This is a genomic window from Campylobacter sp. 19-13652, from assembly GCF_019702925.1.
Classification (GTDB): domain Bacteria; phylum Campylobacterota; class Campylobacteria; order Campylobacterales; family Campylobacteraceae; genus Campylobacter_A.
On sequence record NZ_AP024713.1, the window covers coordinates 1,208,427 to 1,229,675 of the forward strand.

Annotated in this window: 19 protein-coding genes and 1 pseudogene; 16 read left to right on the forward strand and 4 right to left on the reverse strand. The window is 41.0% G+C overall.

Annotation, left to right across the window (positions count from 1 at the left end):
* Nucleotides 1–1,052: 1,052 nt before the first annotated feature.
* From LBC_RS05885 to LBC_RS05935, 11 genes are all read left to right on the forward strand, one after another.
* Entirely contained in the window at nt 1,053–1,814 is a 762-nt protein-coding gene (locus LBC_RS05885; RefSeq protein ID WP_221253458.1) for a TSUP family transporter, read from the forward strand.
* A gap of 86 nt (nt 1,815–1,900) precedes the next feature.
* On the forward strand, nt 1,901–2,581 hold the full coding sequence (locus LBC_RS05890) for a F0F1 ATP synthase subunit A (protein ID WP_221253460.1): 681 nt from the start codon (nt 1,901–1,903) through the stop codon (nt 2,579–2,581).
* 100 nt (nt 2,582–2,681) lie between these two features.
* On the forward strand, nt 2,682–4,100 hold the full coding sequence (gene gatB, locus LBC_RS05895) for an Asp-tRNA(Asn)/Glu-tRNA(Gln) amidotransferase subunit GatB (protein WP_221253463.1): 1,419 nt from the start codon (nt 2,682–2,684) through the stop codon (nt 4,098–4,100).
* Complete coding sequence (locus LBC_RS05900) at nt 4,097–4,993, forward strand: NAD(P)H-dependent glycerol-3-phosphate dehydrogenase (RefSeq protein WP_221254975.1); 897 nt, start codon at nt 4,097–4,099, stop codon at nt 4,991–4,993. Before gatB ends, LBC_RS05900 begins: the two co-directional genes overlap by 4 nt.
* Before the next feature lie 156 nt (nt 4,994–5,149).
* Complete coding sequence (locus LBC_RS05905; RefSeq protein ID WP_260173332.1) at nt 5,150–5,932, forward strand: TIGR02757 family protein; 783 nt, start codon at nt 5,150–5,152, stop codon at nt 5,930–5,932.
* Nucleotides 5,933–6,142: 210 nt separating this feature from the next.
* Nucleotides 6,143–8,923 carry a nitrate reductase catalytic subunit NapA gene (gene napA, locus LBC_RS05910; RefSeq protein WP_221253466.1) on the forward strand — a complete coding sequence of 927 codons (2,781 nt, stop codon included), beginning with the start codon at nt 6,143–6,145 and terminating at the stop codon, nt 8,921–8,923.
* Between the two features lie 2 nt (nt 8,924–8,925).
* Nucleotides 8,926–9,681 carry a ferredoxin-type protein NapG gene (gene napG / locus LBC_RS05915; RefSeq protein WP_221253468.1) on the forward strand — a complete coding sequence of 252 codons (756 nt, stop codon included), beginning with the start codon at nt 8,926–8,928 and terminating at the stop codon, nt 9,679–9,681.
* Nucleotides 9,678–10,487, forward strand: a complete 810-nt coding sequence (napH, locus tag LBC_RS05920; protein WP_221253470.1) for a quinol dehydrogenase ferredoxin subunit NapH — start codon at nt 9,678–9,680, stop codon at nt 10,485–10,487. The genes napG and napH overlap by 4 nt, the downstream gene beginning before the upstream one ends.
* Entirely contained in the window at nt 10,477–11,025 is a 549-nt protein-coding gene (locus tag LBC_RS05925; protein ID WP_221253473.1) for a nitrate reductase cytochrome c-type subunit, read from the forward strand. The genes napH and LBC_RS05925 overlap by 11 nt, the downstream gene beginning before the upstream one ends.
* Nucleotides 11,026–11,066: 41 nt before the next feature.
* Entirely contained in the window at nt 11,067–11,417 is a 351-nt protein-coding gene (locus tag LBC_RS05930; protein WP_221253475.1) for a chaperone NapD, read from the forward strand.
* Between the two features lie 85 nt (nt 11,418–11,502).
* Nucleotides 11,503–12,717, forward strand: coding sequence for a major outer membrane protein (locus LBC_RS05935; RefSeq protein ID WP_221253476.1), 1,215 nt, complete (start codon nt 11,503–11,505; stop codon nt 12,715–12,717).
* A gap of 84 nt (nt 12,718–12,801) precedes the next feature.
* Here LBC_RS05935 and dnaJ read toward each other — a convergent pair whose 3' ends face one another.
* Entirely contained in the window at nt 12,802–13,908 is a 1,107-nt protein-coding gene (gene dnaJ / locus LBC_RS05940) for a molecular chaperone DnaJ (RefSeq protein WP_221253477.1), read from the reverse strand.
* A 121-nt stretch (nt 13,909–14,029) separates the two neighbouring features.
* Here dnaJ and LBC_RS05945 point away from each other — a divergent pair, with 121 nt between their 5' ends.
* The 4 genes from LBC_RS05945 to fabI are packed head-to-tail and all read left to right on the forward strand — an operon-like array spanning nt 14,030 to nt 17,322.
* A complete protein-coding gene (locus LBC_RS05945) occupies nt 14,030–14,701 on the forward strand; it encodes a response regulator transcription factor (RefSeq protein WP_221254977.1) in 672 nt (223 codons plus the stop codon).
* 3 nt (nt 14,702–14,704) lie between these two features.
* A complete protein-coding gene (locus tag LBC_RS05950) occupies nt 14,705–15,961 on the forward strand; it encodes an ArsS family sensor histidine kinase (protein ID WP_221253478.1) in 1,257 nt (418 codons plus the stop codon).
* A complete protein-coding gene (gene recR / locus LBC_RS05955; protein ID WP_221253479.1) occupies nt 15,958–16,527 on the forward strand; it encodes a recombination mediator RecR in 570 nt (189 codons plus the stop codon). Before LBC_RS05950 ends, recR begins: the two co-directional genes overlap by 4 nt.
* 18 nt (nt 16,528–16,545) lie before the next feature.
* On the forward strand, nt 16,546–17,322 hold the full coding sequence (fabI, locus tag LBC_RS05960; protein WP_221253480.1) for an enoyl-ACP reductase FabI: 777 nt from the start codon (nt 16,546–16,548) through the stop codon (nt 17,320–17,322).
* Nucleotides 17,323–17,559: 237 nt separating this feature from the next.
* Here the strand turns inward: fabI and LBC_RS05965 are convergent, their stop codons facing one another.
* The 3 genes from LBC_RS05965 to gap form a co-directional block, all read right to left on the reverse strand.
* The gene (locus tag LBC_RS05965) at nt 17,560–18,234 is read right to left on the reverse strand and encodes a triose-phosphate isomerase (protein WP_221254978.1); all 675 of its coding nucleotides are present in this window, start codon (nt 18,232–18,234) and stop codon (nt 17,560–17,562) included.
* Between the two features lie 176 nt (nt 18,235–18,410).
* Nucleotides 18,411–19,619, reverse strand: coding sequence for a phosphoglycerate kinase (locus tag LBC_RS05970; protein ID WP_221253481.1), 1,209 nt, complete (start codon nt 19,617–19,619; stop codon nt 18,411–18,413).
* Between the two features lie 17 nt (nt 19,620–19,636).
* A complete protein-coding gene (gene gap / locus LBC_RS05975) occupies nt 19,637–20,638 on the reverse strand; it encodes a type I glyceraldehyde-3-phosphate dehydrogenase (protein ID WP_221253482.1) in 1,002 nt (333 codons plus the stop codon).
* A 71-nt stretch (nt 20,639–20,709) separates the two neighbouring features.
* On the opposite strand from gap, the pseudogene nadD reads away from it, so the two are divergent.
* Nucleotides 20,710–21,204: pseudogene (gene nadD / locus LBC_RS09175) on the forward strand (nicotinate (nicotinamide) nucleotide adenylyltransferase); the annotation flags it as partial.
* Nucleotides 21,205–21,249 lie beyond the last annotated feature (45 nt).

Here is a 21,249-nt window from a genome sequence, read left to right on the forward strand (position 1 = left end):
AATATTGTGTTAAAATGGCATTTTTGTGTATTCTTATTTTGGCTCTTTTAATCAATAACCTAGCTTTATAAAACTCCAAGAGCAATCCCTGTGTCACATATATAAGTGACTTATTTATTTTACCTGCATTGCATTGTAATATACTTACTAACATCTAGTTTAGATTTACTTTACTTAGACTTAGTGGTTTAAGTTACGTAGTGGTGAAAAAAACTAAGCTTTGACTTACGGCTTAAAGGTAGCTTAGCAGGATAACTGTACATAAAGTGAGTAGACAAACATATAGTTTTTACTATGTAGTCTAGTTGGGTGTGATATTAGACGTATAAGGCAGTGGTGTTTGGCTTTTATTGTGGATTAAATTTGTAGGTAAAGTGATAGTAGTGTTAGAAGGGTTTTTGATTTATAAATTTTTATATTTAAATAGACTGTTTAAGTTTGCCATTAATTTATCTTGCTACGATTTAAATTTAAATGTAGCTAAATTTAAAAAAGCTCTGTATAAAATAGCATTATTTTTTAATTACAAATTTATACTAATACTAGCGTCTTTTGGCATTACCGACATTGCAAACCAATAAAACTTAGCGTAAAATCGGTATGAGTAAGCATATGCTATTTTAAAAGCTCACATAAGCGATATGTCAGCCTACATCTAGCTAAAATTTAACCATTATGCCACAAAGTAGCGTAGTTTGTTCTTACAAAATCTGCGCTTCGTTTGTTTTGCAAAATATTTCCTTTTTCTTTTAATGTTTGCCCATAGCTCGTATCATAAGATGATATGTTCGCTAGTTCACTTCACTTAGAAACTTGATTTTGCTTTAATATACACAGCAATCGGTCGACCTGCTAAACCACTGCATAACATAGAGTTTATTTTTAAATTTATATAAATATTCCAAACTATCTTCTCGCCAAATGCGCAATCAAATACCCTTAAGTCAATACAATTATAAATTAAATTTAAATAATAGATTAATAATTTAAGCTAATTTTGGATTATTCTTCGATATTATTTTGCCATTTTATATCCGCTTGGAGATTTACTCGTGGAGCTTGATTTATTTTCATATTTTATATTTATTTTATCTGCATTTACAGCCGGTTTTATCGATGCAATAGCTGGTGGAGGTGGGCTTATTACAGTGCCAACACTACTTGCTATGGGCATGCCTCCACACCTTGCACTTGGCACAAATAAACTTCAAGCAAGCCTTGGATGTTTAGCAGCAGCGATTAAATTTGGCTTAAGTGGTCTTATAAATTTCAAAGAAATTATAAGCGGTATTTTGTTTACTTTTATGGGCTCTTTTGTCGGCACTAGAGTCATTTTGCACCTTGACGCTGGGTTTTTGCGTTACATTATACCAGTGATGCTAGTAGCAATTTTTATCTACACGATATTTTCTCATAAAGTAGGCGAAAGTGATAAAAAAGCAAAACTAAAACCAGCTATTTTTTGGGTAATTTTTGGATTTAGCATAGGCTTTTATGATGGCTTTTTTGGCCCTGGAACTGGGTCGTTTTGGACTTTTAGCCTAGTTGCAATTTTAGGATTAAATTTAAAAAAGGCGGTAGCCAACACAAAAGCCCTAAATCTAACCAGCAACATTGTCAGCTTTGCTACATTTGCAATAAGCTCAAATGTACTGTGGAAGGTTGGATTTTTAATGGGGACAGCCGCTATTATAGGGGCTTTTTTAGGGGCTAGCTTAGCCATAAAAAGGGAGATTAAATTTATAAGAGGTGTATTTTTATTTGTAGTTGGCATTACCATCCTTAAACTTATTTTTGACATAATTTTTAAATAAATTGCTAATTTTTAGTCAAACTTAAAAAAAAATTAACATTTAATTAGATAAAATAACCAAAATCTCTACATTATGGAGCTTGCAAGATGAAAGATTTATTTCTGTTTTCGCACTTTTTCCACCACTCTCACTCGTTTGTTTACTTTTTTAACTTCGTGCTGGTGATAATCGCCTGTGTGCTAACAGCGCGCGCTGCAACGAAAAAAATGCAACTTGTGCCTAAAGGATTGCAAAATATCCTAGAAGCATACTTAGGTGGCGTAGTCTCCATGGGGCGCGACACTCTAGGTAGCGATGAGTTAGCTAGAAAGTACCTTCCGCTCGTAGCTACAATAGGATTTATAGTCTTTTTCTCTAACGTAATAGGTATAATTCCAGGCTTTGAATCACCGTCATCTAGTTTAAATTTAACGCTGACATTAGCACTTATTGTCTTTATCTACTACCACTACGAAGGCATTAAGAAAAACGGCATAGTAAACTACATCAAGCATTTTATGGGGCCTAGCAAAATCCTAGCGCCACTAATGTTTCCTATAGAAATAATATCACACATATCAAGGATAGTATCACTATCCTTCCGTCTTTTTGGAAACATTAAAGGAGATGATCTTTTCTTGCTTGTTATGCTATCACTGGCTCCATTTGTAGCTCCTCTACCAGCCTATGCGCTTCTTACACTTATGGCTGTGCTTCAGACTTTTATATTTATGATGCTGACATATGTATATCTAGCTGGCGCAGTTACCATAGACGAGCACCACTGATATTTTAGGTCGCCCTACTTTGGGTGACCTAAAATAGCAAAATTTTAGCTTTATTCTGCTAGAATAGCGACTAATATTTAAATTTCAAGGTAAGTATATTATGTTTGAAGTCGTTATCGGACTTGAAGTTCACACTCAATTAAATACAAAAACAAAAATTTTCTGCTCTTGCCAAACCAGCTTTGGAGATGAGGCAAATACTCACGTATGCCCGACTTGTCTAGCATTGCCTGGGGCTTTACCAGTGCTTAATAAAGAGGCTGTTAAAAAGGCAATAGCCTTTGGCACAGCGGTAAACGCAACCATAAATAGACGCTCAATATTTAATAGAAAAAACTACTTCTACCCAGATCTGCCAAAGGCGTATCAAATAAGCCAGTTTGAAGTACCAGTTGTAGAAAATGGAGAGCTATTTATTGACGTGGGTGCAGGCAAAAAACGAATAGGCATAACAAGGGCGCACCTAGAGGAGGACGCTGGTAAAAATATCCACGAGGACAGCTACAGCTTAGTAGATCTAAACCGCGCTGGCACGCCACTTTTAGAGATAGTTAGTGAGCCTGATTTACGCAGTAGCGATGAGGCGGTGGCTTACTTAAAGCAGCTTCACTCCATACTTAGGTTTTTAAACATAAGTGATGCAAACATGCAAGAGGGCAGCTTTAGATGCGATGCAAACGTCTCTATACGCCCAAAAGGCGATACTAAACTTTATACTAGAGTTGAAATTAAAAATTTAAACTCATTTAAATTTATACAAAAGGCTATAGAATACGAAGTAGAACGCCAAAGCGATGCTTGGGAGGACGGCAGATACGAACAAGAGGTCGTGCAAGAAACAAGACTATTTGATACAGTAAATCTAGTAACGCGCTCAATGAGAGGCAAGGAGGATAGTGCGGAGTATAGATATTTCCCTGATCCTGATTTACTACCTGTTATTATACCTGATGACATGTACGATGAGGCCATCAAAATACCGGAGCTTGCGGAACAAAAACAGGCTAGATACGAGCAAGAATATGGCATAAAAACAGCTGATGCTATAAATTTGACAAGTAGTGTTGAAATGGCAACATTTTTTGAATACTTGATAGAAAAAGGTCGAAATCCAAAGCTATGCACCACGTGGCTACTGGTCGAGCTTTTAGGTAGACTTAAAAATGGTGTTACCATAGCAGATAGCCCAGTAAATTCAGACAGGCTAAACGAGCTTTTAGTCCGCATAGAGGATAGTACGATAAGCCAAAAAGCAGCAAAAGAGGTGCTTGATGAAATGCTGCAAAGCAGTGCGAGCGTGGATGATATAATCGAAGCAAAAGGGCTAAAGCAAGTAAGCGATGATGGCGCCATACTAGCCATAATAGACGCTATTTTAGCAGCAAATGCCGATAAGGTAGCAGAATATAAAAGTGGAAAAGACAAGCTATTTGGATTTTTTGTCGGTCAAGTGATGAAAGAAGGCAAGGGGGCATTTAATCCAGCCAAAGTAAACGAGCTACTAAGCTCTAAATTATAACTATGGTATCGGTAATAGGTGCTGGCAAATGGGGGCAAGCCCTATACGGTGCGATACGTGATGCTGGAGTAGACGCAGTCATATCCTCAAGGACAAAAAGAGATATTTTAGGCTTTGTAGGCCTTGATATAGCGCTAAAAGCATCACATATCATATGCACCATACCGACTCAAAGTGCGGCTTTTTGGTTAAAGCAGCATTACATAGACACAGGCGCAAAATATCTAATAGCAAGCAAGGGCATAGAGACGGCAAACCTTCGATTTTTAGATGAAATTTATAAAGACTATATACCTGATGACAGGCTAGCCTTTTTATCAGGCCCTACCTTTGCCGCCGAGGTCTCAAGCCGTCTACCCTGCGCAATGGTAATAAATTCAAAAAACGAGCAAACTGCTAAAGAATTCGCACAATTTTTCCCAGTTTACATGAGGAGCTACATATCCGATGACGTAAGAGGCGCAGAGGTGTGTGGTGCATACAAAAATGTAATAGCCATAGCAAGCGGTATCTGCGATGGGCTAGGACTTGGCAATAATGCAAGAGCTAGCCTAATAGCTAGGGGACTAGTAGAAATGGCTCGCTTTGGAAAGCATTTTGGCGCAAGAGACGAGACATTTTTGGGACTTAGCGGGGCTGGAGATCTATTTTTAACAGCCTCCAGCACGCTATCTAGAAACTACCGCGTTGGGCTTGGGCTTGCCAAGTCAAAAACTCTAAATGAGATATTAAAAGAACTAGGCGAGGTCGCAGAAGGTGTAGCCACAGCAAAAGCCATTACAATAATAGGGTCAAGACACAATATCTACACACCCATTGCTTGTGCGGTCGTTAGCATACTAGAGGGTGAGGATGCCATGACAAGCGCCAAAAGGCTTATTTCAAGAGACTAATCCGTGAATGATAGATAAATTTATTCAAAATTTATCTTAATCAAATGCGAAAATGGGGTAAATTTTAAACATATACGATTAAATTTAATGGCTTAAAATTTAAAACAAAGCTTAACTATAAAGCAAGGTAAATTTAAAAACCAAAAGGAGCAATGCTTGATAAAACAGCATTCAAATAGATTAAAATCCGTCCTAGATACACACCTAGAGGCAAAATCAAATGAGGGTGGATTATTAGCCCATCCAGATCCGCTCTGGGTAGCAAGAGAGGTCGCAAAGCCCGTACCTGCGCTTGCTTGCGCGCTTTTTGGGTATGGAAATGCAGTACAGATAGTTAAGTTTCTACGCTCAATAGATTTTGACATCATAAACCAAAGCGAAAATGAGATAAAAAGCTACTTTACAAAGCACAAATACCGCTTTCAAAATCCAGTTGATGTGCGTGAGATTTTTATCACTTTAGCTCGACTTAGCAAAGATAACAGCATAGAAGAGATAATAAATAGTGGTCTAAAACAAGAGAGTAAAATTGAGCAAGGCATAGCAAAGCTGATGCAAAAAATCTACTCTCTAAATCCGCACAGAAGCGATGGATATGAGTTTTTCTTTGGCAAGGAATTTAAAGGTGAACCTTCATCTCCGCTTAAGCGATATAACATGTACCTACGCTGGATGGTGCGCCCTGATGATATTGACCTTGGGCTTTTTAAAAGCATAAATACCGCTTCCTTGCTGCTACCGCTTGATGTCCATACGCACCGTATTTCCCTGGCTCTTGGGCTTGGCAAGAGAAAGAGCTATGATTTTAAAGCCGCACTTGAAATCACAAATAAACTGCGGGAATTTGACGCAAAAGATCCCATAAAATATGATTTTGCGCTTTATCGCATAGGGCAAGGCAAAGAGCTAGAGCGTGTCTTAGAGGAGCTTAGTGGCTAAAATATAATAAATTTTATATAAAGGCAATAACCGATAAAAAGAGTGTTTTTATCGGTTTAATTCAAACTCTCACACTTTTACCAAAATAATCAAATATAATAACTTATATAAATAAAAATGATGTTTGTCAATAAAATATTGAAATTTTTAGGCTAGGATTAATTTGCAATATAAAAAAGCAAAAATAATTTTATATTTAAAGGAAAACTTATGCAACGACGAGATTTTATCAAATCAGCTGCTGCAGCTGCTGCGTGTGGTGCAGCTGGGCTTAGCATGCCAGCTAGTCTAGCTGCAGACGAATCAGCTAATAGCAACTGGCGCTGGGACAAAGCTCCATGCCGTTTTTGCGGTACTGGATGTGGGATTATGCTGGCTACTAAAGATGGCAAAATAGTCGCAGTCAAGGGCGATCCAGACGCACCAGTAAACCGCGGACTAAACTGCATTAAAGGTTATTTTAACGCTAAAATAATGTACGGAGCAGATCGTCTTACGCAGCCACTTTTGCGCGTAAACGAAAAGGGTGAGTTTGATAAAAAGGGTAAATTTAAGCCTATCTCGTGGCAAGCAGCCTTTGATATAATGGAGAAAAAATTTAAAGAGGCCTACAACGAACTAGGCGTAACTGGCATAGGCGTATTTGGCTCAGGACAGTACACTATACCTGAGGGCTATATAGCCAGCAAGCTTATAAAAGCTGGCTTTAGAAGCAACAACATAGACCCAAATGCGCGCCACTGTATGGCTTCGGCTGTGGCTGGATTTATGCAGACTTTTGGCATCGATGAACCAGCTGGCTGCTATGATGACATAGAGCTAACTGACACCGTAGTAACATGGGGTGCAAACATGGCAGAAATGCATCCAATCCTTTGGTCAAGGGTAAGCGATAGAAAGCTAAGCAATCCAGATAAAGTAAAAGTCATAAATTTAAGCACCTACTCAACGCGCACCTCAAATATCGCCGATATAGAGATCATTTTCGCTCCGCAAACTGACCTAGCCATCTGGAACTACATCGCACGCGAGCTAGTCTATAACCACCCTGAGCTAATCGATGAAAAATTTGTAAAAGCCCACTGCGTATTTAGCACAGGTCCAGTTGATATAGGATATGGCATGAGAGAGGACGCCAGCAAGGGCAAATTCCGCCAAAGTGAGCTAGACACCGTCGAAAAGCAAAACAAAAAAATTCTAAGCGAGCGTGAGGGCGTAACGCTAGCATATCTAGGGCTAAAAGCAGGTGATACACTAGAAAATAAAAACCAAAATAGCGCTGGCAAACACTGGGAAATAAGCTATGATGAGTTTAAAAAGGCTCTTGCGCCTTATACTCTTGATTTTGTAGCACAGCTTGCAAAAGGCGATCCAAACGAGGACATTAATGAATTTAAGCAAAAGCTAGAAGCCCTAGCTGCTCTTTATATCGAGCAAAACCGCAAAGTCGTAAGCTTTTGGACTATGGGCTTTAACCAGCACCAGCGCGGCACATGGGTAAATGAGCAAGCTTACATGGTGCATTTCTTGCTTGGCAAGCAGTCTAAGCCAGGTAATGGGGCTTTTTCTCTCACAGGTCAGCCAAGCGCGTGCGGAACGGCTAGAGAGGTCGGCACATTCGCCCACCGCCTACCAGCCGATATGGTCGTGGCAAATCCAAAACACAGAGCCGAGACAGAGCGAATTTGGAACCTGCCAGCTGGCACCATAAACCCAGTCGTAGGTAGCCACTACACCAAGATGATGAGAGACATGGAAAATGGCAAGATAAAATGGGCGTGGGTGCAGGTAAATAACCCGTGGCAAAACACCGCAAACGCCAACCACTGGATAAAAGCAGCTCGTGAGATGGATAACTTCATCGTAGTCTCCGACGCATATCCAGGTATCTCGGCAAAAGTCGCCGATCTAATCCTGCCAAGTGCAATGATATATGAAAAATGGGGCGCATATGGCAACGCCGAACGCCGCACCCAGCACTGGCGCCAGCAGGTGCTACCAGTTGGCGAGGCGATGAGCGATACATGGCAGATGCTTGAGTTTGCAAAACGCTTTAAGCTAAAAGAGGTCTGGGGTGAGAAAAAAGTAAACGATAAAGTATCCCTACCAAACGTCCTAGATGAAGCGGTAAAAATGGGCTACTCGCCTGAAGATACACTATATGATGTGCTTTTTGCAAATAAAAAGGCTAAGAATTTTAGCGCAAATGACCCTATTATAGCTGGCTTTGATAACTCTGAAGTCTTTGGCGATAGCCGAAATGTAAAAGGTAGTGACGGAGAGGAATTTAAAGGATACGGCTTTTTCGTGCAAAAATATCTATGGGAAGAGTATAGAGAGTTCGGTACTGGGCACGGACACGATTTAGCCGACTTTGACACATATCATCACGTACGCGGCTTAAGATGGCCTGTGGTAAATGGCAAGGAAACAAAATGGCGCTTTAATACCGAATTTGACCCATATGCCAAAAAGGCAAACCCAAATGGGGATTTTGCATTTTACGGCAATAAAGCTGCTAGCCTAGCGCAGGGAGATTTAAAGGGCATTACGCAAAAAGAGAGCAAATCAATCGCAAATAAAGGCAAGATATTTTTCCGCCCGTATATGGATCCTTGCGAAATGCCAAGTAGCGAATACCCACTATGGCTATGTACTGGGCGCGTGCTAGAGCACTGGCATAGCGGCACCATGACTATGCGTGTACCTGAGCTTTATCGCGCTGTACCTGAAGCGCTTTGCTATATGAATGAAAGCGACGCTGAAAAAATAGGCGTAGCACAAAACGACCTAGTCTGGGTAGAAAGCCGCCGAGGCAAGGTAAAAGCGCGCGTTGATCTAAACGGACGAAATAAGCCAGCCAGCGGACTTGTGTATGTACCGTGGTTTGATGAGAAGGTGTTTATAAACAAAGTAACACTTGACGCCACCTGCCCTATCAGTAAGCAAACAGACTTTAAAAAATGCGCTGTTAAGGTATACAAGGCTTAAAAATGACAAGGCGAAAGGCTCTTTTAACGGCGATTAAATTTAGCGCACTAAGTCTAAGTGGAGCTGTGCTATGGAAAGTAAGCACACAGGCTAACGATAGATTATTGTTGCGTCCGCCAGGAGCCTTGAGTGAAGATGAGTTTATTTCTAGTTGCATTAGATGTGGACTGTGTGTCGAGGCTTGCCCTTTTAATACACTAAAGCTAGCAGAGGCTGGAGATGGGTTAGGGGCTGGACTACCCTATTTTACCCCACGTAGCCAACCTTGCAAGATGTGTCCTAGCATACCTTGCACCGCCGCTTGTCCAACGAAGGCGCTGGATTTAAATTTAATGAAAAATAAAAACGACAAAGCCGACATAGCACTGGCTAAAATGGGTGTTGCCGTAGTTGACACCCTAAATTGTATAGCATTCTGGGGGATTAGCTGCGACGCTTGCTATAGGGCTTGCCCATTAATAGACAAAGCGCTAAAAGTCGAGCATAGGCGAAATGAGCGCACTGGCAAACACGCACTTTTGCTACCAGTAGTGGATAATGCGCTTTGCACGGGCTGCGGTATGTGCGAGCATGCATGCATCACCCAAAAGCCCTCAATCACGGTGCTACCGCAAAGCGCAGTCCTAGGCAAGGTAAATGATACCTATGTCAAGGGCTGGGATGAGCAAGATCAAAAAAGGGTCAATGAAAAAAATGCGCAAAGCATATCAAAGCATAAGGGTGCACAGGATTATCTAAACAGCGGAGATGAGCTATGAGTAGGTATAAATTTAGCCTAATCAGACTGGCTTTTAAATTTATATTATTTGCCTTTTTGATAGCTGCGGCAAATGGCTCATTTAGGGGTGTTTTAGCAGGAGATTTATCAAGCTCGCTGCTTTTTAGCACCGTACCACTAAGTGATCCTTTTGCAGTGCTTAGCCTAGCTTTTGCTGGGGCAAATCTCGGAGCTAGCGCAGTACTTGGAGCTGTTATCGTAGCGGCTTTTTATGCCATTATAGCCCCTAGGGCATTTTGCGCTTGGGTCTGCCCTGTGGGGCTAATCACAGAGCTAACCGCCAAAATAAGGCGCAAGCTTAAGCTCAATGAAAGCGGAATACTAAATATAAAACGCACAAGCAGGTACTATATCCTAGCGAGCGTTTTGCTACTTTCAGCTATATTTAGCGTGCCAGTTTTTGAGAGCGTGAGCTTTATAGGAGTGGTGCAAAGAGGGCTTATTTTTGGCGGCTTTGCGTGGCTTGGAGTGGCTTTTTTAATAGTCGTATTTGAGCTATTTATCCTACCAAATGGTACCTGTGGGCACATCTGTCCACTCGGAGCGTTTTACTCGATTTTAAGCACGGCTTCAATTTTTAGAATAAAACACCACGAGCATTTTTGCACTTACTGCTCAGAGTGCGAAAGAGTCTGCCCAGAAAAGCAAGTCCTAAGCATCATAGGTGAAAAAAGTGGCTTTGTAAAAAGCAGTGAGTGCATAAGTTGTGGGCTATGTATAGACGCCTGCGAAGAGAATGCACTTGAGTTTAGTATCAAAAATTTAAGGAGAAAAAATGAAAATTAAATTTATAGCTACACTAGCATTTGTAGCTGCGGTATTTATAGCGTGTGCGTCTAGTCAGAATACGCCAACTAACACTAGCAAAAACGGTATAGACGATACACAAATAGGGCTTAGAAATGTGGCATTAGAGAATGAAAAAGACCTAAATTTACCAGAAATAAACTGGAGCAAGGCAAGTGCAGGAGAGAGCCAAAGGTATGAGCGCTCATACGAAAACGCCCCACCTTTAATCCCGCATGATATAGAGGGCTTAGTGCCGATTACAAAAGAGAGCAACGCCTGCATAGACTGCCATATGCCTGAGTTTGCCAAAGACGTGGGCGCTACACCTATCCCAAAATCGCACCTAATCGACCTACGCACTGGCAAAGATCTAGGCGGCAAACTAAGCGAAGCGCGCTTTAACTGCACTCAGTGTCACGTACCTCAAGCAAATACAAAGCCATTGGTGGAAAATAGCTTTAAGCCTGATTTTAGAAAAGGCAGCAGTAAGAATAGTTCAAATTTAATGCAAGTTATAAACGAAGGTGTAAAATAACAAAAAGGAGAGACTAGTCTCTCCTAAATCAAGGATAAAACATGAATATTTCAAGCGTCGTAGTATATCTAAAAAACAAAAGCATGCTTAATAATGTAACAAATGAGCTTTTAAAATTGCAAGACATTGAGATAATAACCAGCCAAGATGATAAGATAGTAGCAATCATACAAAGTAGAGACGTAGACACTGAAATAGCTGTATTTAGGCACATAGAAGCACTTTATGGGGTACTAAGTGTAGCAATGATTTACAGCTATCAAGAGGAGCTAGAGGAGGATATTAAAAAGCTAAATAAAACCATAAAAGCAAACAATATAGCCTATATTCTAGCTCGGGATGACGTAGACGCAAACGAGATAAGATATGGCGGAGAAGTACCTATTAAATAGGCTAAATTAACTTTTTAAATTTATATTTGTTTAAAGAAAATTTATATATTATTAAGCACACTTTATTTTATATTAGGAGTTTATAATGAAGATTGCTAAAATTTCTATAGCTGCTTTAGTTGCACTTTCTGCACTAGCGCAAACAGCATCTGCTACACCGCTTGAAGAGGCGATTAAAGATGTTGATTTTTCAGGCTTTGCGAGATATAGGTACACATATGATAACAAAAAGCCTTCCAATGCAGATAGAATAAAAAATAACGCCGCAAGAAATGAGTTTAAATTTATCGGCAATTTTAAAGCAAAATTCGATGATAATTTCTTTGGTGTTTTAGGGCTTCGTTATCTATCTAAAGATGGCTCTGGTACACAAAGCGATGCCACAAACACAACTCAACCTTTCACAGTTAAACAATTTTATCTAGGATACAAGATAAATAACACAACAGTTCAAGCTGGTAAACAAATCATAAAAACTTTCTTTACTGATGATTTAGTTGGCACTGGTGTGGTAGCTTATAATACAGATGTGGACGGATTAACAATATCAGCTTTTGCCTTTGATGCACTTGCAATTGATACAGATTATGATGGAAATTTAATCCCTAAACTAACACAATATAATATGGGAACCAATGTATATGGTTTAGGCTTGGCTGGTAATTTTGATCCAGTTGCATTCCAACTATGGCTAGCAAATATGCCTCATACTGCTACACTAGTAGGCACAGAGCTAAAAGTAAACGCACCTATAGCAGATGACGTAAAACTAGGTGTTCAAGCACAATATGTAAGCAATTTTATGAATAATGAAATGGCCACAAAAACACCATACAAAGACGCTCGCTTTTATGCGGTTAAGGCTAACGCTGATTTCTTTGGAGCTAACCTAAATGCTGGATATATAAACTTTAGAGCAGATGAAGGTGGTACAGGCTTTGTGACACTAGAAGACAATGGCGATTTAATAAATCCAGCAAAAATTCTAAATAGCTCAATGGGTGGCACAGGAAATACTCAATATTACAATAACCTAAAAGATACCAACCATTTCTGGTTTGTTGGAGCCGGATATAAATTTGACAAATACGCACTAACAGCTAATTATATCGATGGCAAAGGCTATTCTTATGGGTTAAACACAGCAAAAGCAAAAAGAAAAGAAGCTAATGTAAGCGCAAGCTATGCTTATAGTAAAAAACTTAAATTCTCTGGCTTCTTTGCTACTGCTAAAGACAAAAAAGATGGCAATAGCTACAAGCAAAATCGTATAAGATTTGAGACTAAATACTCATTTTAATTAAAAGGGTTAGCCAAACGCTAACCCAAGTCTATATTTAACAAAAAGAGGCGCCAAGCCTCTTTTACCGCCTAAATACAAATATTATTCAGATTTAAGCCAAGCCTTTATCTTATCAAATATTCCCTTACACTCCTCAGCAGCTTCGCCACCCTTTATTCCAAAGCTATCCTGCAGTTTTTTTAGCAGCTCCTCTTGTTCTTGACTTAACTTGTTAGGCATTTGCACTGATACTTGCACGATTAAATTGCCTATGCGTGATGAATTTACAGACTTTATCCCCTCTTTTTCAAAGACAAATCTCTGCTTATCCACAGTGCCAACAGGTAGTTTAAGCTCAGTTTTACCACGTAACGTCGGAACACTTATACTTTCTCCCAGTGCCGCTTGTGTGAAAAATACTGGAATTTCCACGTAAACATCATTATTGTGCCTTATAAAATGCTCATCCTCTCGCACCTCCACAACCACGTAAAGCTCGCCAGTGTTGCCACTTTTACCGACATTTCCTTTGCCGCTTATACGCAGTCTCATGCCGCTATCGATGCCCTCTGGTATATTTACCTTAAGGCTATGGCGCTCCTCCTCATACCCAAGCCCAGAACAGGTAGGGCATTTATCCTTTATTATCTCGCCAGTACCATTGCAGTATGGGCATTCTTGCACTATTGACATAAAGCCATTGCTTTGTGTTATGCGCCCGCTTCCACCGCAGTGATGACAGGTTGATTTTTTGCCGTCTTTGCTACCTGTGCCGTCGCAGGTATGGCATGGTACTTTTTTGGTGTATTCTACCTCTTTTTCGCAACCAAATGCAGCCTCGTGAAAGTCTATGGATAGCCCTATTTCTAAGTCTAGTGGGTACTTTTCGCCGTTACCTCGCCTCCTGCTTCTACCACCAAAGCTCTCTCCAAAAAATGAGCTAAAAATATCCCCGATATCAAAGTCAAATCCTCCGCCAAGTCCGCCATCAAGCCCTGCCTTGCCATGTCTATCATATATACTTCGTTTATTTTCATCGCTTAAAACCTGGTAGGCTTCATTTACTAATTTAAATTTATCCTCCGCTTCTTTATCACCCGCATTTCTATCTGGATGGTACTTTAGCGCAAGTCTCCTGTAGGCTTTTTTTATCGTCTCATTATCGGCGGTTTTTGTTATCTCCAACACTTCATAATAGTCTAATTCCATAATTTTTCCTGATTTTCAAATTTAAAGGCGTTATTTTATCTTTATTTATTAAATTTGGCAATGTTTAAATTTATATTCGTTATAATAACACCTGTATAAAATACTTACAAAAGGATGAATGATGATAAATGTACTGATGATTGAGGACGATCCTGAGTTTGCACAAATACTATCTGAGTATCTGGATAACTTTAACATTAAAATAACAAATTTCGAAGATCCATACCTAGGACTAAGTGCTGGAATTAAAAATTATGATTTACTTATTCTAGATCTTACTTTGCCGGGCATTGATGGACTTGAAGTTTGCAAAGAAATTCGCTCAAAATACGACATACCTATCATCATAAGCTCAGCTCGAAGCGACATAAGTGATAAGGTAGTGGGTCTGCAAATAGGTGCTGATGACTATTTACCAAAGCCATACGATCCAAAAGAGATGTACGCACGCATAATGAGCCTAATCCGTCGCTATAAAAAAAGTAGCGAAATGCAAGAAGAGGTGCTTGATAGTGCATTTAGAATAGACGAAAAGCGCCATGAGATATATTTTAACAACGAGGCTTTAATCTTAACCCCAGCTGAATATGAAATTTTAAGCTATCTTATAAAGCAGCATAGTTTTTCAGTATCACGCGAACAGCTTGTGTATAACTGCAAAAGCCTAAAGGATAAAGACAGCAAGAGCCTAGACGTGATAATAGGCAGGCTACGCTCAAAAATAGGCGATAGCTCAAAAGCTCCACGTCATATATTTTCTGTACGTGGAATAGGCTATAAGCTAATCGGTTAAGCCTTGCGTTACTCAATAACAACCAAAACCACTATAATATTTGCCATAGCTTTTAGTGTGGTTTGTCTGCTGTTTTTTACCTTTGTAAGCATACAATCAGACAAAGCTATGGAAAAGCTCTATGAAAAGCAGGTAAGTACTATAAATTACCTGCTTGGACTTTATGAAAAGGGAAATCCTCCGCAAAATTTACGTAGGTATTTTAGTAATTTTGGCTTTGAGTACGTTGAGGACGAGACTTTAGCACTTGATGTGATAAAAAAGGGCGAAAGCATCTTTAAAAAGCGTACCCCTATCGGTGAAGTGCAGTCTTTATCCTATAAAAAAGAGCTATATTTACAGATTCAAAACCCATCTTTTGGAATTTTGCTAGAAAGCCATGAGAATAAAAACGTAAACGATCCACTTCTTTTTGGATTTTTGTTTATTTCGATTTTGCTTATTTCTATGTATATCTCTGTGCTTAAAAGCCTGCTTCCTCTGCGTAGGCTAAGCAAAGACATAAGGCAGTTTGCTAGCGGAAATATAGACATGAGCCTATATAAAGACTCTGAAATGGATTCTCAAGATGAGATAAGCAATGTCGCAAGAGAATTTGATAACGCTATAGCCAAAATTAGAGAGCTTATCCGCTCTAGGCAACTTTTTTTACGTGCTATTATGCATGAACTAAAAACACCTATAGGCAAAGGGCGCATAGTCTCTGAGATGATAGATAATCAAACTCAAAAAGATAGACTAATAGCAATTTTTGAGCGACTTGATCTGCTTATAAATGAATTTAGTAAAATCGAGCAGCTTCTATCAAAAAGCTACGCATTAGATTATAAGGAGTGCCACATATCGCTCATTGTAGAGCAGGTCTCTGATATGCTTATGCTTGATAAATTTAGCGAAAAAGTGAACGTAGATATTGTAGATGACGCTATTTTAAGTGTTGATTTTAGTCTGTTTTGTCTTGCGCTTAAAAATTTAATAGACAACGCCCTAAAATACGCCACAGACCACTGCGCCAGTGTATCTTGCTACAACGACAGGCTTGTCGTTTCAAACAGAGGAACTCCTCTTACTTATAATATTGAGCATTATCTTGAGGCATTTGTACGCGGAAGCTCAAATGAGATAAAAGAGGCAAAAGCTGGGCTTGGATTAGGACTTTATATCATTAATCAAATTTGCATTATGCATAAATTTAAACTAGACTATGAATACAGCGACCAAAAGCATAACTTTATCATATATTTTGGTGGCGTAGCATGAAAGGGCTTGAGAGGTTTGACGCCCTTGTGGAGGCGTTTTCGGCATTGCCAGGAGTGGGTAAAAAGTCTGCTATGCGATTTGCATATTTTGTTACCATGTCAGATAGCTTTGCTGGTATGAGGCTAGCTAGCGCTATTGATGATGCTATTAGACTTACTGTGCGTTGTAAGCAGTGCGGTGGGCTAAGCGAGCATGAGCTTTGCGAGATCTGCTCAGACCAAAATCGCAATAGCGATACTATATGCGTAGTTGAAAATGCAAAAGATATACTTATATTGGAGCAAAGTGGGGCGTATGAGGGGCTTTATTTTGTGCTTAATGAGATGAGTGAGCAAGCAGTCTCTAAGCTAGCTGATATGGCTAGTGTTATAGGTGCTAAGGAGGTGATATTTGCGTTTACACCAGGACTTAGCGCTGATGCGATAATGTTTTATATAGAGGATAGACTTAGTAATTTGGGGCTTAAGTTTAGCAAAATAGCTCAAGGTGTGCCTACTGGAGTGAGCCTTGAAAACATCGATACCCTTTCTCTTTTAAAGGCTATGCAAGATAGAATGAAAGCTTAAAAAATTTAAGGAGCACAAATGATAATGAATAACAAAAAAGGCTTGATAGTCGGAGTAGCAAACTCAAAATCCATAGCTTACGGTATAGCAAAGCACTGTGCTGATAATGGTGCCAAACTAGCCTTTACCTACCTAAATGAAGCAATAAAAAAGCGCGTAGAACCTATAGCTAGTGAGTTTAATAGTCCGTATATTTATGAGCTAGATGTGAATAATGACGAGCATTTAGATAGCTTGGCTAGTAAGATAAAAGCTGATTTTGGCGAAATTGACTTTTTAGTGCATGCGGTGGCATTTGCTCCGAAAGAGGCTCTTGATGGAGAGTTTATAAATACGACAAAAGAGGCTTTTGAGATAGCTATGAATACGAGCGTTTACTCATTGGTTTCGCTTACTCGTGCTGTGCTTCCAGTTATGAAAGATGGTGCGTCTGTGCTTACCCTTAGCTATCTTGGAGGGGCTAAATTTGTCCCACATTATAATGTTATGGGGGTGGCAAAAGCCGCACTTGAGAGTAGCGTGCGCTATCTTGCACATGATTTGGGAGCTAAAGGCATGCGAGTAAACGCCATATCAGCTGGGCCTATTAAAACGCTTGCGGCTAGTGGTATAGGGGATTTTAGGCTGATATTAAATTATAACGAAGCCCACTCTCCGCTTAAGCGAAATGTCAGCATAGATGATGTCGGTAAGTCCGCGCTTTATCTGCTTAGCGACCTTTCAAGCGGCGTAACTGGCGAGGTGCATTATGTCGACTGCGGATACAACATCATAGGGCTTCCAGATTTAGCCTAAACACACTTTATTTATTTTAAATTTTAAAGCCAAAAATAGACTTGGCTTTAAAAAAATCACCAACTAAATACAAAAATCTTAATAGCCCTAAAAAGATTTATATTTTGTGTTTGAAGTAAACCTAAATAAATTTGACAACAAAATTCGCTTAGTAATTTAAAAATACATAATATATTTTAAAATTGTAAATATAAACAAATTTAAATTTATATAATATTTGTCAAAATAAGTTTATTTTCAAATTTTAAGCCCAGCCTCGATTAGTGCCTTAAAGCCCTCAAGCTCCCAGCTAGCAGTTCCCACCAGCACGCCATCACAATTCGCCACGCCTACTATCTCGCTTACATTTTTCGCACTCACACTGCCACCATAAAGCAGCGGTGCAGGCGTTAAAGTATGCAGATGTGAGAGCATTTTTCCGATATGCTCCACGCTTGCGCTCACTCCAGTGCCGATTGAAAAAATAGGCTCGTAGGCTAGGATTAAATTTGAGTATCTTAGGTCGATATTGCTAGCCAAAGCGCCCAAAACTTCGGCACTCGCGCCACTTTCATACTCGCTTAGGCTCTCGCCTATGCAGTATATCACGCGCCAGCCACGCTTGGCGGCAAAGTCAAATTTGCTCCGTAAAAACTCCTCGCTTTCGCCAAGCATTCTGCGCTCGCTATGTCCCACTATCACGCTTTTTATACCCCACTCAGCCAGCATCTCCGCTCCAGTTTCGCCTGTAAAGCTGCCATTTGCAGCTGGATAGAAGTTCTGCGCCGCTAGCTCAAAGCCACTTACTTTGCAAAAGCAAGCAGCAGGGGCGGCGACGATGACATTAAGGGAGTTAAATTTACTAGCTGCGCTGTCTGCGCCACTGGTAGCGCCTTTATCCTGCACTAGGCTAGCCATAGTCCTGATAGCCATTTCGCTAGCCGTAAATTCCACGCCACCTTTTAAAGCTCCGCCCAAGTCTGCACTAGCCGTCGCAGCGTTTAAATTTACCCCAGCCGCGCCAAGCTCTGCCAAATACCCCCCAAGCCCAGCCGCATAGCGTGCAAAGCTAGCTCTTGTGTGGTTGCATTTTAAATTTGCAGCAATTATCACTCGCCGTCCTTTGGCATCCTAAGCGGTCGCACGCCTGGCAGCTCCTTGCCTTCGATTAGCTCTAGGCTCGCACCGCCTCCAGTGGAGATAAAGGTCATCTCATCGGCATCGCTTGCACGTGCAACCACGTCTGCGGTATCGCCCCCACCGACTACAGTAGTAGCGTGGCTTTCAGCGATGGCGTGGCTTATTTTTATGCTGCCTTTGCTAAATTTATCCATCTCAAACACACCCATAGGCCCATTCCACCAAATAGTCTGCGCATCGGCTAAAGCCTCCTTAAAAAGCCTAGTGCTAGCAGGTCCAATATCAAGCCCCATCCAGCCAGCTGGAATTTCTTGCGTTGTTACAAATTTAATCGCACTATCAGCTGAAAATGTCTGCGCCGCAACCACATCAACTGGCAAATAGAGCTTCACACCTAGCTCGCGCGCACGTTTCATTATATTATTTGCCTCATCGATTAGCTCCTCCTCAAGCAGGCTATTGCCGATATTATACCCCAGCGCCTTTAAAAAGGTAAATGCCATACCGCCGCCGATTATGAGCTTATCCACACGTGGGAGGAGGTTTGTAAGAGCCTGAAGCTTACCACTGACCTTAGAACCACCAACGACCGCGACAAATGGGCGAGTTGGGTGCTTGATTAGTCTTTGAGCGAAATTTATCTCCTTTTGCAGCAAAAAGCCAGCCGCCTTATGCTTGCTGTCAAAAAAGCGTGTGATAGCCTCCACGCTAGCGTGCGCGCGGTGGCAGACACCAAAAGCGTCATTAATATACACGTCCGCTAGCTCGCTTAAAGCCTTAGCTAGGGCTTCGTCGTTTTTAGTCTCGCCCTTTTCAAAGCGCAGATTTTCAAGCAGCAGCACCTCGCCCGCTTTTAAATTTGCTGCCTTTGCCTTTGCGTCAGCACCCACTACATCATCAGCAAAGATTACATCAGGGTGAAGTATTCGGCTTAGACGCTTTGCCACAGGGGCTAGCGAAAAGCTCTCGTCATAGCCATTTTTAGGGCGTCCTAAGTGGCTAGCTAGCACCACAGCGCAGCCCTGGTCTAGGCAGTAGCGAATAGTCGGCACAGCTGAGACTATGCGGCGGTCGTCGGTAATGTTGCCAAATTCATCCATCGGCACGTTAAAATCGCAACGGATAAAGACCTTTTTATTGGCTAAATCAATCTCTTTTATAGATATTACATCGCTCATTTTATCGCCCCTTAAGCCTACTTTGTAACCATCAGCGCAGCCATATCGACTAGCCTTTGCGAGTAGCCCCACTCATTATCATACCACGCAAGCACCTTAACCGTATCATCAGCCACTACACGCGTCATATCCTCAATGACGATAGATGAGTAGCCTGAGCCGTTAAAATCGCTTGAGACGCGCTTATCACTATCAACAGCTAGCACCCCAGCCATATATCCGCGCTCTGCTTCTTTAAACGCCTCATTTAGCTCCTCGGCACTTACGCTGCGCTTTAGTACGGCGGTTAGGTCTATCATGGAGACATTTACCGTAGGTACACGCACGCTAATGCCATTTAGCCTGCCCTTTAGATGTGGCATCACAAGCCCTATCGCCTTTGCCGCGCCGGTGCTTGTTGGTCCCATATTTGCAGCCCCTGCCCTACCGCGGCGCACGTCTTTTGCGCATTTAGCGTCGACTATGCTCTGGCCGTGAGTGTAGGAGTGAATGGTAGTCATTAGCCCCCTGTCTATGCCAAATTTATCATCTAACACCTTTGCCACTGGGGCTAGGCAGTTAGTCGTGCAGCTGGCATTTGAGATTATCGCTTCTCCTGCGTAGCTATCTGAGTTTACGCCGTATACGTAGGTGGGCGTATCATCCTTTGCTGGGGCTGACATGATAACCTTGCCTACTCCGCGATTTATAAATTTTTCGCATTTTTCGCTGCTTAAATGTGCGCCCGTACACTCTAAAACCACCTGCGCGCCAAAATCGCTAAAGCCAAGCTCGTCCGCTTCTCTTGTGCTAAATACACGTATTTTTTTGCCGTCAACCTCTATATAATCATCATTTATCACATTAACGCTATGTTTAAATTCCCCATGTACGCTATCATATTTAAGCAAATATCTAGTCAAATCCCTAGTCGCAGTATCGTTTATCGCTACAAGCTCCACGTCGTCGCGCTCTAGTATAATCCTAGCGACACATCGTCCTATGCGCCCAAATCCATTTATCGCCATTTTAACAGCCATTTTGCTTCCTTTTTAGGTATAATAGGGTATAATTTTACATTAAAATCGGTTAAAACAAATTAAAGGTAAATATGAAAATAGCACTTTATGGTGGAAGCTTCGATCCGCCACATGAAGGACATGACGCGGTAGTGAGGCTCGCCCTAAGGGAGCTTGAGATTGATAAATTAATCATTATGCCTACTTTTATAAGCCCTTTTAAGAGTACTTTTAGCGCACCTCCTGCCCTGCGGCTAGAGTGGATAAAAAAGCTCTGGCAAGGGCTTGATGATAGGGTTGAGATTTCTAGCTGGGAAATAAAGCAGTCTCGCCCAGTACCTACTGTGCGTACGGCAGAGTATTTACTTAGGCTTTATGGAGTAGATAAAATAGACCTAGTGCTTGGAGCAGATCACTTAAAAAGCCTGCATAAATGGCACGAATTTGAAAAGCTTAAGTCCATGGTGCGCTTTGTCATAGCTGCACGAGACGGCATAGCTATACCACCTGAGCTAGCCAGCCTTGATGTGCATGTAGATATTAGCTCGTCACAGATTAGACATCACGAGGGGCTAAATAAAATACCACAATCGATAAAAAGCGAGGTGATAAAATTTTATGAAGGAGATAAT